Below are 15441 nucleotides of genomic sequence, written 5' to 3'. Positions count from 1 at the left end.
GGACTCTCAGGCGGCTCCCAGCGTCAGACTGAATGACGGCCTCGACCCAGCGCCAAGGACACACGACGTCACGCAAGCGACCAGACACGATTTTCACCCCAGCACGGACGTCCCGCCAGGGACACCGGCGACGTCGCACAGCCCGGCCGAGCCGAGCCGGAAACCGCGGGCAGGTGAAATTTTCAGCCACCGCCGGGCTCCGGCCAGCAGCGACACCGGGCAGGCCGTGAATCACTTGCCAGATCCGGATCCCTTGCGAACGATGGTGACGGGCCGGCCTGCGAACCGGCGGTCCCCCTCGGCCGGCGGCGCGCCAGTCCTCCTGGCACGGCCGGAGCACCCAGCCCATCGACCTTCTGCGACGGAGATCCGATGTCCTTGCGCTTCACCGGCCGGCGACGGGTACGGCTGACCGCCGCGCCCCTGCTCGCCGTCACGATGACGGTGTCCATGACCGCGGCCACGTTCGTCCCGGCCGCCTCGGCGGCCCCCGCCCAGCCGGCCGGCGTGCCGGTCTACCGCGACACCCACTACAGCTTCGCCGAGCGGGCCGCCGACCTCGTCGCCCGCATGACGCTGCCCGAAAAGGTGCTGCAACTGCGGACCAACAGCGCGCCGGCCATCCCGCGGCTCGGCGTGCAGCAGTACACCTACTGGAGCGAGGGCCAGCACGGCCTCAACACGCTCGGCGCGAACACCGACGACGGCCCGGCGACCGGCGGGGTGCACGCCACCAGCTTCCCGACGAACCTCGCGAGCACGATGTCCTGGGACCCGGAGCTGATCCGCCAGGAGACCACCGCGATCTCCGACGAGGCCCGCGGCATGCTGGACAAGTCGCTGTGGGGCGTCGCGCAGAACAACATCGGCCCGGACAAGAACAACTACGGTTCCCTGACCTACTGGGCGCCGACGGTGAACCTCGACCGCGATCCGCGCTGGGGCCGCACCGACGAAGGGTTCGGCGAAGACCCGTACCTGGTCGCGAAGATGGCCGGCGCGTTCGTCAACGGCTACCAGGGCCAGACCGCGTCCGGCCGCCCCACGACGCCGTACCTCAAGGTCGCGGCCACCGCCAAGCACTACGCGCTCAACGACGTCGAGAACGACCGGCACGCGGACTCCTCGGACACCACCGAGACCACCATCCGCGACTACTACACCCGGCAGTTCCGACACCTGATCCAGGACGCGCACGTGTCCGGCCTGATGACGTCGTACAACGCGATCAACGGCACGCCGGCGCCGGCCGACACCTACACGGCGAACGCCATCGCCCAGCGCACCTACGGCTTCGACGGCTACACCACGTCCGACTGCGGCGCGGTCGGCGACGTCTACGCGCCCGGCAGCCACAACTGGGCGCCGCCGGGCTGGACCACAGCCACCTCCAACGGCGGCACTCAGTGGACGAACACCACGACCGGGCAGCAGGTCCCCGGCGCCGCCGGCGGGCAGGCGTACGCGCTGCGCGCGGGCACCCAGCTCAACTGCACCGGCACGGAAGCCACCGTGGCCAACATCCAGGACGCCATCAAGGCCGGGGTGCTGTCCGAAGGCGTGCTCGACAACGCGCTGGTGCACGTGTTCACCACCCGCATGCAGACCGGCGAATTCGACCCGCCGGACCGGGTGGCCTACACCAAGATCACCAAGGACGTGATCCAGAGCGCCGAGCACCAGGCGCTGGCCGCGAAGGTCGCCGCGAACTCGCTGGTGCTGCTGAAGAACGATGCGGTCCCCGGCACCTCCGCGCCGCTGCTGCCCGCCGACCCGGCGAAGCTCGGCTCCGTGGTCGTCGTCGGCGATCTCGCGGGCAAGGTCACTCTCGGCGGCTATTCCGGCGAGCCCGCGCTGCAGGTGAACGCGGTGCAGGGCATCACCTCCGCGGTCAAGGCCGCCCGCCCGGACGCCACGGTCACCTTCGACGCGTGCGGCACCTCCACCGGCACCACCACGGCGGCGAGCTGCTCGGCGGAGACCCTCGCCGCGATCAAGACGGCCGACCTGGTCGTGGTGTTCGCGGGAACCGACGGGAACGTGGCCACCGAGGGCCGCGACCGCACCACCATCGCCATGCCGGGCAACTACGACTCGCTGATCGACCAGGTCAAGGCGGCCGGCAACCCGCGGACCGCGCTGGCCGTCCAGGCGGGCGGCGCCGTCTCCCTCGGGCACGCCGAAGGTGTTCCGGGCATCGTGTTCAGCTCGTACAACGGCGAAAGCCAGGGCACCGCGCTCGCCGACGTCCTGTTCGGCAAGCAAAACCCCAGCGGGCACCTGAACTTCACCTGGTACGCCGACGACTCGCAGCTGCCCGCCATGAAGAACTACGGGCTGACGCCGTCGCAGACCGGCGGGCTCGGCCGCACGTACCAGTACTTCACCGGCACGCCGGCGTACCCGTTCGGCTACGGCCTCTCCTACTCGAAGTTCACCTACTCCCGCGTCCACGCGGACACCCGGTCCGCCGACGCGAACGGGCAGGTGACGGTGCACGTGGACGTGACCAACACCGGCACTTCCCCCGGCGCCACCGTCGCCCAGCTGTACGCGGCGACGGCATTCACCGTGCCCGGCGTGGAACTGCCGCGGCAGCGGCTGGCCGGGTTCAAGAAGACCGAGGTGCTGGCCCCGGGCCGGACCCAGCACATCGCCATCCCGGTGCGGATCGGCGATCTGTCCTTCTGGGACGAGGGGAAGCGCCGCGAAGTGGTCTACCCCGGGCAGTACCGGTTCGGGGTGGGTGCCGACTCCGCGCACCTCGCCGGCACCGCCGAGGTGGGCGTAACCGGGGCCCTCGCGCCGAAGACGAAGTACGTGACCGTGCAGCCCGGTCAGGTCGTCTTCGCACCGGGCCGGCGCCTCGACCTGACGGCGAAGAACCCGTGGATCGCCGACGTCACCGCCCAGGCCGCGCAGCACGTGCCGGCCGACCACATCGTCGAGGCCGTGCACGACGACCAGTCGTTCGTCGACCTCTCGCGGGCCCGGATCGGCTACCGCAGCAGCGATCCGCGGGTGGCCCAGGTGAGCCGGAGCGGCCAGGTGACCATGGTGGCGCCGGGTGTCGCGACCATCAGCGTCACGGTCGACGGCGTCACCGGCACCACGCCGGTGGTGGTCGAGCAGCCGTTCACGCTCAGCGCACCGGCACAGGTGAAGGCGGGGACGACGTACCCCGCCACCACCACGCTGCCGAACCCGGCGGGCGCCCGGCCGTTGCGTGACGTGGCGTTGACGCTGAGCGTGCCCGCCGGCTGGACCGCGAAGGCCACTTCGCCGTCGACGTTCGCCACCGTGCCCGCCGGGCAGACCGTCAGCACCACCTGGGAGATCGGCGTGCCGGCCTCGGCGCAGCCCGGCAAGTTCGACGTCTCGGCGCAGGCCACCTTCACCTCGGCCAGCGGGCGGGGCACTTCGGTGGACGCGACCACCGTGCTGCTGCCACACCCGCCGTACCCGTCGTTCCAGGCGGCGTACAACAACGTGGGGATCAGCGACGACGCCACCCCCGGCGCGGGCAACTTCGACGGCGGCAACGCGAGCTTCTCCGCGCAGGCACTGGCCGCGGCGACGCCCAGCCTGACGCCGGACGCGACGTTCACCCACGACGGGCTGACGTTCACCTGGCCGGACGCCCGGCCGGGCAGCCCGGACAACGTGGTCGCCGGCAGTTCGGCCGGCGGGCAGACGATCGCGCTCTCGGGCTCCGGGAACACGCTGGGCCTGATCGGCGCCGGCGACTACGGCAGCCCGAGCGGGACGGCCACGGTGACCTACACCGACGGGACGACCGAGTCCCACTCGGTGAGCTTCGCGGACTGGTGGTCCAATGCGGCCACCGGCGGCGACATCCTCACGACGTTGCCGTACCTCAACAACAGCAACGGGCGGCTGGACCAGCGGGTGAGCCTGTACTACGCCCCGATCCCGCTGCAGCCGGGGAAGACGGTCCAGTACCTGACCCTGCCGGACGTCAGCGACGGAGCGAACATGGGCACGGCGGCGATGCACATCTTCACCGTCGCCATCGGCTGACCGAGGGGTGGCGTCCCGCCGGCGGCACTCGCCGGCGGGACACTTTCCAGCGGCCCCAAGCGCCCCAATGTGGCCTTCGGTGCGTCTGACGCACCCAAGGCGGCCTTCGGTGCGTCTGACGCACCGAAGGCCGCCTTGGGGCGCTGTGGATCAGCGGGTGCAGGCGAAGCTCGCGGCGTTGTCCGGATCACCCGAGCGGTACCGGGGCCAGCCCGGGTAGCCGCACAGCGGCCGCGTGCGCTGGTGGGCCAGGTCGGTGACGACCTGGTGCACCGGCGCCCGGCCGGTTTCGGCCCACCGCTCGAGCGCGGTGAGCGAATCCCAGCTCGCCGCGAACGCCGGGGTCCCGAAATTGGCGTGGTTGGCGCCGGGCACGACGTAGTACCGCAGGAACTCCTCGGTCGCGCGCGGGCCCGCCACCGCGCGCACCCGCTCGTAGTAGTCGCTCGTCGAGTACGGCGAGACGAGTTCGTCCGCGGCGCCGTGCAGCAGGATCAGCTTGCCGCCGGCGCGGGCGAACGGACGCAGGTCGGCGTTGTTGCGGTCCTCGATCAGCGACAGGGCGCTGATCCGGCCGAGCCACTGGCCGGGGTGCCGGGGATCGATGTCCAGCGCGTTCTGTCCCGGGTTCCTGGTCAGGAAGTACTTGACCCACTGGGCCCAGTACTGCATCCCGTAGCCGCTGGTCACCGGCATCGGGTCGGCCGGTGCGGTGGTGCCGAAGCCGAGGAACGGCGTCCGCATGTCCGCCCCCGACAGGAACGGGAACCCCGGGTACTGCGTCTCGCCGCCGGCGATCCGGTACGGCCACCGGAACGGCGACGACATCGCCGTCACCGCACCGATCTGCGCATCCGACAGGCACGCCGGGCCGGCATCCGTCCCGCCCGGGCAGCGCAGCACACGCGGGTCGAAGCGGCAGCCCGGGTCCGAGACGACTCCGTCGGCGACGCCGTCCCGGCCGTCACACGTCTTGACGACGCTGTCGTAGAGGAGCTTTTGCCTGGCCGGATCGGGGAACGCCCCCGGACGCGACAGAACCTGCGTCAGGTAGCCCAGATCGAGGATCTCGGCGAGGTTGTTCCAGGCCGGGAAAGCGGAGAGCACGCCGTCGAACGCGGCCGGCCACCGCTGGGCGACGACGAGCGCCTCGCGGCCGCCGGTCGACCCACCGGCGAAGAAGACTTCGGTGGGCGTCGCCGCGTACGCGCGCCTGATGAGGAACAGGCTCGCGTCCCGCGTCTTCTTGAGCGCGTCTCCGGCGGCGAAGTTGGTCAGGGCTTCGTCGTTCACGCCGAACGACCCGTCCAGGGACGGCGGGGACGCCGGGTTCTGCTGGTGGCCGGAGTCGCTCGCGAAGGTCGCGTACCCCCGGGCCAGTGGCGTCGGCCGGTCCGCGGGGCCGAACGGCACGTTCGCCGCCAGATCGGGGATGGTGCCGTTGTACCCGCCGCCGCCGAACATCAGCGCCCGGTGGTTCCAGACGCGGGGCAGGGCGACGCGCAGCTTGATCGCGGGTGCGGCCGGGTCGACGGGGTACAGCTCGGCGTCGACCCGGCAGTAGTCACCGGGCACAGCGGAAGCCGCCGTGACCAGCCCGCCGCTCGTCGGCAGGCTCAGCACCGACGCGGGGATCCGCAGCCCGGTCAGCCCGGCACACTCCGGCGCCGCAGGAGACGCAAGCGCGGGTCCGGGGACACTCGCCGCCAGCGCAACGGCGGCCGCCACCACGATCTTCCTCATCGCGCGGCCGCCTGGTGGAGGTGCGCACCCGGGACGGCGTGCGGATCGGCCCGCACCTCGGCGGGGTTCGTCTCGGGCAGGAACCACGCGCTGGCGAAGGTGATCAGCCCCATCGCCGTGATGTAGACGGCGACCGGCCACGTGCTCCCGGCCTCCGCGATCAGCGCGGTCATCAGGAACGGCGTGCCCCCGCTGACGACGATCGCGGACAGCTGGTAGGCCAGCGACGCACCCGAGTAGCGGACGCTCGGCGCGAAGAGCTCGCCGAGGAAGCTCGCGATCGGGCCGTAGGTGAGGCACTGGAACACGAATCCCACCGTCACCGCGACGAAGATCAGCGGCAGCGACGCGGTGCCGACGAGCCCGAAGTACGGGAACGCCCAGAGCGCGACGCCCAGCCCGCCGACCAGGATCAGCGGGCGGCGGCCCACTTTGTCCGAGAGGTGCCCGGACCACGGGATCGTCGCGAGCATCGCCGCGGAACTGAGCAGCACCACCGCGAGCAGCGAGTCGCGCTGGAGCTTGAGCGTGCCGGTGCCGTAGCTCAGCAGCCCGGAAATGCTGACGTAGAACAGGCTGTTGGTGGCCGACAGCAGCCCGCAGCCGAGCAGGATGGTCCGCCACTTGCTGCGCAGCACCTGGGCGAGCGGCGCCCGGACCACCGGGCCTTCGGTGTCCGCCACCGCTTCCTGCAGCTGCCGGAACTCCGGCGTGTCCTCCACCTTGGCCTGGATGTAGAGCACCACGCCGAACATCACGACGCTGAGCAGGAACGGGATGCGCCAGCCCCAGCTGAGGAACGCGGCGTCCGGCATCAGCCTGCTGGCCGCGACGAAGATCAGGTTGGACAGGATCACGGCCACCGGCACGCTGGTCTGCCCGAACGTCCCGGCGAAGCCGCGCCGCTTGGGGCTGGCGGATTCGGTCAGCAGCAGGACGATGCCGCCCCACTGCCCGCCGGCCGCGAGGCCCTGGACGAACCGCAGGACGACCAGCAACGTCGGGGCCAGCGCGCCGACGCTCGCCGCGCCGGGCAGGCAGCCGATCAGGAAGGTCGCGGCCCCCATCACCGCCAGGCAGGCGACGACCACCGGCTTGCGCCCGTACTTGTCCCCGAGGTGCCCGGCGAGCACGCCGCCGATCGGCCGCGCCACGAACCCGGCCCAGAACGTGCTGAAGGCCAGCAGGGTGCCGGTCAGCGCCGAGGCGTGCGGGAAGAACACCTTGGGGAACACCAGCGCGGCCGCGGTGCCGTAGAGGAAGAAGTCGTACCACTCGATCGAGCTGCCGATCAGCCCGGCCGCCAGCAGTTTGCGGAAGGCCCGGCGCGGGGTCGCGGGCACGCCGGTGCCGGACTGCCCTTCGGGTTGGGTGAGCGGAATGGCCATGGGTGCCGCCTTCGTCGCTGAGGTCAGGCAGGTGCTGGCGGTGATGGTAGGGGGCGGTTACCCTGCGGCCTGAGGTGTGGACCACCCACTCCTCCCGCCACAGCGGTGGGTCTTTCGCCCACCCGACACCGAGGAGGACGGCCCCCGTGACGAGTACCGCGGAACCGCGCCGGCAGCGCGAACTGGCGTCGTTGTACGCGACCGTCAAGTCGCTCACCGCGCTGGGCGAGCTCGACGAGGTGCTGCAGTCGATCGTCCACCACGCCCACGACCTGATCGGCACGGACTTCACCTACCTGTCGCTGGTCGGCGCGGACGGCCGGCTGTCGGCGCGCGCGTCGGAAGGCACCATCTCCGCGGAGTTCCTCGCGGCGGCCATCCCGGCCACGGTGGGACTCGGCGGCAAGGTGCTGGCCTCCCGGAGCCCGCACTGGGTGCGCGACTACGCCACCTCGACGCTCATCCAGCACGATCCGAACTTCGACCGCCTGGTGGTCACCGAAGAACTGGTGGCCCTGCTCGGCGTCCCGCTGGTGATCCGCGGCGAAGCGGTGGGCGCGCTGTTCGCCGCGGACCGCTCCGAACGGTCGTTCCAGGCCGAGGAGATCGCGCTGCTGAACGCGTTCGCCGATCACGCCGCGGTCGCCCTCGACAACGCCCGGCTCTACGAAGCGAGCCGGACCGCTCTGCGGGACCTGCGGGTGGCGTACGGGAAGATCGAGCGGGCGCAGGCGATCCACGAAGCCCTGACCGGCGTCGTGCTGGACGGCGGCACACCAGGCGACGTCGCGCAGCACCTCGCCGATCAGCTGGGCGGCGGTGTCACGCTGCTCGACCGGGCCGAGAGTCCACTATGGACAGACTTGGCGGGCGCCGTCGAGGAGGCCCGCCGCACGGGCCGCTGCACGACGTCGCCGGGCGCCGACGGGACGGACCGCAGCGTGGCAGCCGTCCAGGCGGGCGACAGCTCCCTCGGTGCGCTCGTGTGGAGCCGGCCCGCGGGCACCGGCGACGACACGGATCTGCGGACCCTCGAGCGCGCCACGCACATCCTGGGCCTGCTCATCCTCAAGGAACGCGCCGTCGCCGAGGCCGGCGAGCGGCTGAGCGGGGAACTGCTGACCGAGCTGATGGTCGGCAGTCCCGGCATCGGCCCGGCCCAGCGCGCCCGCGCCCGGGCGCGAGCCATCGACGTCGACCGCCTGGATCTGGTCCTGGTCGCCGACTCCCCCGCGGTGCCGCCGGCCGATCTCGCGCGGCACCTGCACGCCATCGCCCGGGAGCGCGCCGGGCTGGCCGGCGAGCACCTCGGCCGGGCCACGATGATCCTGCCGGGCCCCGACGACGAGGCGACCGTCGCGGACGTCCACACGCGACTGCGGCGGACGCTGGGCGCTCCCGTCATCGTCGTCGGGGAACGCGCGGGCGGCCACGACTGGGCCCGGGCGTTCTCGCTGGCCGGTCGCTGCGGCGCCGTCATGCGCGCGCTCGGGCACGCCGACGGCGGCGCCACCACCCGACGGTATGCCTTGTACGCCATGGTGTTCGACCCCGAGCGGGCCGGCGAGCTCGACCGGTTCCTGGCCGGCTCGATCGGCGCGCTGCTCGAGTACGACCGGCGGCGCGGCACCGATCTGGTCGGCACGCTCAGCGCGTTCTACGTCCACCGCGCCAACGTCGCGGCGACGGCTCGCGCGTTGCACCTGCACGTCAACACGCTGCTCAAGCGCCTGGACCGGGCCGGCACGGTGCTCGGCTCCGACTGGCGCCACGAGAACGACCTGGAGCTGCAGCTCGGGCTCCGGCTGCACCAGCTCCGGGCCACCGGTCGTGAGTGAGAAATCGTGTTAGAACACTGTTTCTCACTCACGACCCGTCGCGCAGGGCGGTCTTCGAGATCTTGCCGGTGCCCGTCTTCGGCAAGGCGGGCACGAACACGAATTCGTCGGGCAGCCACCACTTCGCGACCAGCGGCGTGAGGTGCGCCAAGAGCTCTTCGGCCGCCGTCCGGCTTCCTTCGCGCAGCACCACGTACGCCACCGGGCGTTCCATCCACCGCGGGTCCGGCCGGCCGATCACCGCGGCTTCGACGACGTCGGGGTGGGCCGTGATGGCGCCTTCGAGCTCGACCGAGGAGATCCACTCGCCGCCGGACTTGATCAGGTCCTTCATCCGGTCCACCAGCCGCAGGTACCCCTCGGCGTCGAGGGTGGCCAGGTCGCCGGTGCGCAGCCAGCCGTCCGTGGTGAAGCTGCCGCCGGCGTCCACCCGGTAGTAGCCGCCCGCCACCCACGGGCCCGCGACCTGCAGCTCGCCGACGGCGTCGCCGTCGCGGGGCAGCTCCCGGCCGGTTTCGACGTCGACGATCCGGACGTTCACCAGCGGCAGCGGCTGGCCCTGGGCGGCCCGTACGGCCACCTGGTCCGCCGCGGGCGCGTCCCGGTGCTGGGTGCGCGTGCCGCCGATGGCCCCGACCGGGCTGACCTCGGTCATCCCCCAGGAATGCGTGATGGGCACGCCGATCGCGGCGCGGTAGGTCTCCGACAGCGCGGGCGGGACGGCCGATCCGCCGCCGAGCAGGAACCGCGTGGCGCTCAGGTCGTGGTCCCGCAGGCCGGGCGCCATGCCCGTCCAGACCGTGGGGACGGCCCCGGCGACCGTGACCCGCTCGGCCGCCATCAGCCGCAACAGGTGGTCCGGGTCCGCGGACGGGCCGGGCAGGACCAGGGACGCGCCCGTCAGCATCGCGCCGTAGGGCAGGCCCCAGGCGTTGGCGTGGAACATCGGCACGATCGGCAGCACGACGTCGCTTTCGCAGAGACCGACCAGGCCCGCGGCGAGCGTCCCCAGTCCGTGCAGGACCGTCGAGCGGTGGCTGTAGAGCACGCCCTTGGGCGGCCCGGTCGTCCCGGAGGTGTAGCAGAGCCCGGACGCGAGGTGCTCGTCCGCGAGCGTGAAGGTGTCCTCGAACGAGCCCGGGAACGGAGCGGCCGCGGAGACCAGGTCGTCGTAGTGCAGGACGCGGGGATCCGCCGCGATCGGCTCGCCGCTGTCATCCGGCAGCACCACCCAGTACCGCACCCGCGGCAGCCGGGCGGCGCTCGGCCAGATCCGCGGCAGCAGCGCGCGATCGACGAACACGACGTCGTCTTCGGCGTGCTCGACGATGTACTCCAGGTGCTCCGCCGGCAGCCGGATGTTGATCGGGTGCAGCACCCGCTTGGTCACCGGCACAGCCAGATAGAGCTCCAGGTGCCGCCGGTGGTTGCTCGCAAAGGTCGCAACCCGGGCGCCGGTGGGGACGCCGAGGCCGGCCAGCGCGGTGGCCAGCCGCCGGGTCCCGACGGCCACCGCGGCATACGTCAGCCGCTCGCCCCCGGCCGTGACGACTTCCTTGTGCGCGTAGAGCCGCTCGGCACGCTCCAGGATGTGGGCGATGGTGAGCGGCCGTGGCTGCATCAGCCCGTCCATGGCGCCTCTTCCGGTCGGGTGGCTGGTCGCGAGTGACTTTAGGAGCGATCTCGGGCGGCGCAGAGGTGCGAACCGCCCACTCACCGGCCGTCGACGGTGGTGATCACCTCCACGCCGACCGGGCGGTGGCGAACCCGTTGGTGGCGGAGACGAAGGATTCCACGAAGGCGCACTCGGGCATCGGCGGCCCGGACGGCAAGGGCGGCCCGGCCCGCCCATGGCCCGTCGGCATTCCCCATGGCGTGCACGATAGCCACGGGACCCGGGCACGCCGAGCGGTTACCGGTCCCCCGCGACGGACGGCGGGGAAGTCAGGCCTGGCGATCGACGAGTGTCTCGATCCCGTCGAGCACGCGCTCGAGCCCGAACCGGAAGTCGTGGTCGAGGCCGTCGAACTCCCCGGCGTCGTCGAACGTGCCCGCGTCGACCACCGCGTGCAGGGCCGGGTACTCCGCCCGGGTGGTCAGCTTCTTGATCAGCTCGCCGTCCTGCGGCATGACGCGCGCCGTCGTCGGGTCCGCCGACTCGAACGCCGCCGCGATGTCGCTGCTGAGCATGGCGAAGCTGCGGGTGAAGCTGGTGACGAGCAAGACAGCCGACAGCTTGTCCTGCTCGGCGAGTCCGCTGTCGGTCGCGGCGACGGGCCGGCTGTTCAACCGCCGGACGGCGTGAGGAGGCTGCGCACGCCGGCGCCCCAAGGCGGCCTTGGTTGCGTCTGACGCACCGAAGGCCGCCTTGGGTGCGTCAGACGCACCGAAGGCCGCCTTGGGGCGCTCGGGTCAGTGCGCCGGCGGGGAGCTCACCCGGAGCACGTTCCCATCAGGGTCGTGCAGGCGCATCTCGTACATCCCCCACGGACGCACGAACGGCGGCTCGGCGATCTCGGCACCCCGCCCGCTCCACTCCCGGAACAACTCGTCGACCTGGGCCGCGGAAGAGACGTCCAGGTGCAGCCGGGTGGTGTGCGAGCCGTCGACCTGGGTGAACATGAGCTGCACCTGATCGCGGCCGACGAGCGCGGTGCCCGGCTCGGTCGGCTCGTCCCCGGCGAGAAACCGGGCCTGCCGGTCGGACCAGCGCCAGCCCACCCAGAACCCCAGCACGTCCGCGTAGAACGCGACGCTCGCGGCCAGGTCGCGCACCAGCAGGTTCGGCCGGCAGGCGAAGATCTCCGGGCCGCCGTGGTCCTCGGCCAGCAACCCGAAGAGCAGGTCGTCGGTCCACTCCCCCTTGAGCCAGGTGTGCCGGCGGCGGTGGCCCTCGGGGCGGAACCCGAGCCGCTCCAGCAGCCGCGCCGAGGCGGTGTTCCGCGCGTCGCACTCCGCCGACACCCGGCGGATCCCGGTGCCGAACAGCCGGTCCAGCACACAGCGCGCCGCCTCGGTCGCGTATCCCCGCCGCTGGTGCGCCGGGGCGATGGTGAACCCCAGCTCGGCCTGCATGCGGTTGGGGTCGACGCACACCCCGACGTCGCCGATCAGCCCGCCGCCGCCGCGGAGTTCCACGGCGTACTGGAACCAGCCGGGCGCCCCCTCCCCGGCGGCCGCGAACTCGGCCACCAGGCGCCTCGCTTCGGCGTCCGGCACCGGCGCGTCCCATGACTGGTAGCGCGCCACTGCCGGATCCGAGCGGTAGGCGGCGAACGCCGGCACGTCCGCGGCGTCGAACCGGCGCACGGTCAGGCGTTCGGTCACCACCGGCAGTTCGTCCACCCGGCCAGCCTACGACCGCGCCGGCCGGAACGCGGTCAGCTCACCGCCCACCGCTGGTTGGCTCCGCCGTTGCAGGTCCAGATGATCACCTTGGTGCCGTTGGCCGTCGCCGCGCCACTCACGTCCAGGCACAGTCCCGACTGGCCGTTCGTGACGGTCCCGGTCCCGGTGAAACTCCACTTCTGGCCGTTCCCGCCACTGCAGTTCGCGATCACCGCCGCCGTGCCGGCGCCGGTCCCCCCGCCCGCGGTGTCCAGGCAGCGTTTCGTCCCGCCGGAGTAGACGCTCAGCTCGCCCGCGCTGCCGCGGGTCCACTGCTGGTTCGCCCCGCTGTGGCAGTCCCAGATGGCGACCTGGGTACCCGCGGTGGTCGACGAGCCGGGCACGTCCAGGCAGCGGTTCGCCGCCGTGGCCCGCACCGGGCCGGTGCCCCCGCCGGGATCCGGGTCGTCGCCGCCGAGCGCGTCGAGGACGGCGGTGTAGGCCTGCTTCTTGCCGTAGTTGCCGTCGAACAGCAGCGGGGTGTCGCCGGACCGCCACGAGTACTTGTCCGTGACGCCCCAGACCGTGATCCCGGTGCACCGGGCCACCGCCCGGCACGCCTGGGTCACCTGCCGGTACACGTTCGCCTGGCCGGTCCCCGAGCCGCCGACGTCCAGCTCGGTGATCTGGACATCGACCCCGAGGTCGGCGAAGCGCTGGAGGTTGGCCTGGTAACTGCTCAGGTTCGAGTTCGCCGAGAGGTGGCTTTGGAAGCCCACGCAGTCGATGGGCACGCCGCGGCTCTTGAAGTCCCGGACCATGTTGTAGATCCCGGTGCTCTTCGCGTTGATGCCGTCGGTGTTGTAGTCGTTGTAGCAGAGCTTCGCGCCCGGATCGGCCGTGCGGGCCGCGCGGAACGCGTCCTCGAGGTAGCCGTCACCGAGTTTCTGCTGGAAGGTCGCCTGCCGGCGGGTGCCGTTCTCCTCGAACGCCTCGTTGACCACGTCCCAGGCGATCACCTGACCCTTCCAGTGCCCGGCCACCTGGGCGATGTGGTTCAGCATCGCCGAACGCAGGTTGTTCGCGTCCAGCCCGCCGACCCAGGGGGCGAGCTGCTGGTACCACACCAGCGTGTGCCCGCGGATCTTCATGCTCTGGGCCTTCGCCTGGCTGACGATCCGGTCGGCGGGCGCGAAGTTGAACTGATTGCGGTTGGGCTCGACCGTGTCCCACTTCATCTCGTTCTCCGGCGTGACGCCGTTGAACTCCGCGGTCCACGTGTTCACGTACGCCGCCTCGCCCAGGTGGCTGGTCGAGATGGCGGCGCCGTAGTACCGGCCGGTCTGCGCGGCCGCGGCCCCGAGCGTGCTCGCCGCCCCGGCGACGTCGGGTGAGAGCACCAGCGCGGTCGCCGTCAGGCCGGCCGCCGCGAGGAGGGTGGCAGCGGTCCGGAGACGCCGCCGTGGGAGTGCATCGGTGATCATCGAAGGCCCTCGATTCGGTCCGGGACGGCGTCAGCCGAACGTCCACTGCTGGTTGCTGCCGCCGTTGCAGGTCCACAGCTCGACCGGCGCGCCCTCGGCCGTGGAGGCGCCGGTGACGTCCAGGCACAGTCCGGATTGGCCACCGGTGACCGTGCCGTTGGAATTGACGGTCCACTGCTGGTTGCCCTGTCCGTTGCACGGCCAGGTCACCACCTTCGTGCCCGCGCTCGTGCCCTGGCCGGACGCGTCGAGGCACAGCGTCGCCCCACCGAAGGTGGCGGTCAGCCTGCCGTCCGACGTGCGCGTCCAGGCCTGGTTCGGCTGACCGCTGCAGCCGGCGATCTGCAACTGCGTGTTCTGGGCGGCGCCGGTCAGGCACTTGCCCGCGCCGACCGCGTGCACCGGCCCGGTTCCGGTGTTGCTGCCGCCGGTGCCGTACCCCGCCGCGACGATGTTGGCCTGCACGGCGTTCTCGGTGGCGTCCGACGGGTAGCCGGACGTCATGACGCCTTCGTAGAACGTACCGGCGGAGCCGATGCTGTTGTCCCCGCCGGTGCCGAGGATGATGGCGCCTTCCTTGCGCATCGGGTTGTAGCCGGACACGTTGGGCCGCACGCCGTCGTAGAACGTCGACACGCCGCCGGACTGGGCGTTGCCGCCGCGGATCGCCCACCGGTTCGGGCCACCCTTGACGATCGCCGTCAGGTACCGGTGGCTGATGCTCGGGTCGTTGGCGTTGTAGCGCTGGTTCACCCCGGAGAACAGCCCGTTCTCCAGGTCCGCCATGATCCACGGCCCGTTCCCGGCACCGTAGCCCCAGACCTTGATGTTGCCGAAGTAGATGGCTTCCATCGTGCCGTTGCCGTTGTCGCGGCTGTTGCGTTCGGCGTTGCCGTAGTCGAAGCAGCAGCCGCCGTTGTAATGCGTGCCGTCGAAGATCGCGTACATGCCCTCCGGCTGGTCACCGGTCGCGGTGCCGGTGGCGTTGTTGTTGCGGTACCCCGTCCCCGGTGCCACGAACACGCCGTACGCCTTCTGCCCGCCGATCGTGGTCGGCGCGGCCGTCGCGCTGGCCAGGTTGTCGTACCCGCCGGGTGCCGGGCCCTGGAAGCCGCCCGGCGGGGCCTGGGTGAGGCGGTTGTTCCGGCCGGACTGGTCGTAGATGACCGTGATCAGGCAGGTCGTTCCCGCGCAGAACGCGTCCTGCGCGGCCGCGTCGGCCACCCCACCGGCGCTCAGGACGCCGATGTCCCGCGTCGTGTTGTCCGAAGCGCGCCGCACTTGGTAGAGCGAGCCGCTGTAGGCGCCGTACAGCGCCCGGGTGGTCGAATGCGCGGCCACACAAGGGGTTCCTCCGGCCGCGTAGATGTCACACGGCCCCTCGGTGGCGGCCTGCGACGTCGTCGCCGTGCCGGTCACCGCGCCCGCGGCGATCAGCACCGCCGGCCATATCCTCTTCCACCGTGCGTTCATCGTCGAACTCCTTTGTCCGGACGGATTCCGCTAGTACTGCAGGGATACTTGTGTGCGTGACCTGGCGGAACAAGGTCACCGTTTGCCGTGGCTGGTGGTCGTGAGTGGTAATTCGGGTTCTAACCCGAATTACCACTCACGACCAGC

The 15441-nt window shown here is 71.7% G+C and carries 9 protein-coding genes; 2 read left to right on the top strand and 7 right to left on the bottom strand.

Annotation, left to right across the window (positions count from 1 at the left end; translation table 11 throughout):
* Nucleotides 1–372 precede the first annotated feature (372 nt).
* The gene (locus ACLJQF_RS48580) at nt 373–4041 is read left to right on the top strand and encodes a glycoside hydrolase family 3 C-terminal domain-containing protein (RefSeq protein ID WP_410617459.1); all 3669 of its coding nucleotides are present in this window, start codon (nt 373–375) and stop codon (nt 4039–4041) included.
* 150 nt (nt 4042–4191) lie between these two features.
* Here the strand turns inward: ACLJQF_RS48580 and ACLJQF_RS48575 are convergent, their stop codons facing one another.
* Both ACLJQF_RS48575 and ACLJQF_RS48570 read right to left on the bottom strand, forming a co-directional pair.
* On the bottom strand, nt 4192–5784 hold the full coding sequence (locus ACLJQF_RS48575; RefSeq protein WP_410617457.1) for a tannase/feruloyl esterase family alpha/beta hydrolase: 1593 nt from the start codon (nt 5782–5784) through the stop codon (nt 4192–4194).
* Nucleotides 5781–7172 (bottom strand): MFS transporter, encoded by a 1392-nt coding sequence (locus tag ACLJQF_RS48570; RefSeq protein ID WP_410617456.1) that lies wholly within the window; start codon nt 7170–7172, stop codon nt 5781–5783. The genes ACLJQF_RS48575 and ACLJQF_RS48570 overlap by 4 nt, the downstream gene beginning before the upstream one ends.
* A 146-nt stretch (nt 7173–7318) precedes the next feature.
* Here ACLJQF_RS48570 and ACLJQF_RS48565 point away from each other — a divergent pair, with 146 nt between their 5' ends.
* The gene (locus ACLJQF_RS48565; RefSeq protein ID WP_410617455.1) at nt 7319–9010 is read left to right on the top strand and encodes a helix-turn-helix domain-containing protein; all 1692 of its coding nucleotides are present in this window, start codon (nt 7319–7321) and stop codon (nt 9008–9010) included.
* Between the two features lie 28 nt (nt 9011–9038).
* On the opposite strand, the gene ACLJQF_RS48560 is transcribed toward ACLJQF_RS48565, so the two are convergent.
* The 5 genes from ACLJQF_RS48560 to ACLJQF_RS48540 form a co-directional block, all read right to left on the bottom strand.
* The gene (locus tag ACLJQF_RS48560; protein ID WP_410617453.1) at nt 9039–10643 is read right to left on the bottom strand and encodes a long-chain fatty acid--CoA ligase; all 1605 of its coding nucleotides are present in this window, start codon (nt 10641–10643) and stop codon (nt 9039–9041) included.
* A gap of 311 nt (nt 10644–10954) precedes the next feature.
* Nucleotides 10955–11299 carry a TetR/AcrR family transcriptional regulator C-terminal domain-containing protein gene (locus tag ACLJQF_RS48555; RefSeq protein WP_410617452.1) on the bottom strand — a complete coding sequence of 115 codons (345 nt, stop codon included), beginning with the start codon at nt 11297–11299 and terminating at the stop codon, nt 10955–10957.
* A gap of 123 nt (nt 11300–11422) precedes the next feature.
* The gene (locus tag ACLJQF_RS48550) at nt 11423–12355 is read right to left on the bottom strand and encodes a GNAT family N-acetyltransferase (protein WP_410617451.1); all 933 of its coding nucleotides are present in this window, start codon (nt 12353–12355) and stop codon (nt 11423–11425) included.
* A gap of 35 nt (nt 12356–12390) precedes the next feature.
* Nucleotides 12391–13821: an endo-1,4-beta-xylanase gene (locus tag ACLJQF_RS48545; RefSeq protein ID WP_410617449.1), complete on the bottom strand. Its 1431-nt coding sequence runs from the start codon at nt 13819–13821 to the stop codon at nt 12391–12393.
* Nucleotides 13822–13851: 30 nt separating this feature from the next.
* Complete coding sequence (locus ACLJQF_RS48540) at nt 13852–15294, bottom strand: arabinofuranosidase catalytic domain-containing protein (protein ID WP_410617448.1); 1443 nt, start codon at nt 15292–15294, stop codon at nt 13852–13854.
* Between the last annotated feature and the right edge of the window lie 147 nt (nt 15295–15441).

It is taken from the genome of Amycolatopsis sp. lyj-109 (genome assembly GCF_046548995.1).
GTDB lineage: Bacteria > Actinomycetota > Actinomycetes > Mycobacteriales > Pseudonocardiaceae > Amycolatopsis.
The sequence above is the reverse complement of the archived record's forward strand: the minus strand, read 5'-3'. Positions and strand labels throughout refer to the sequence as shown.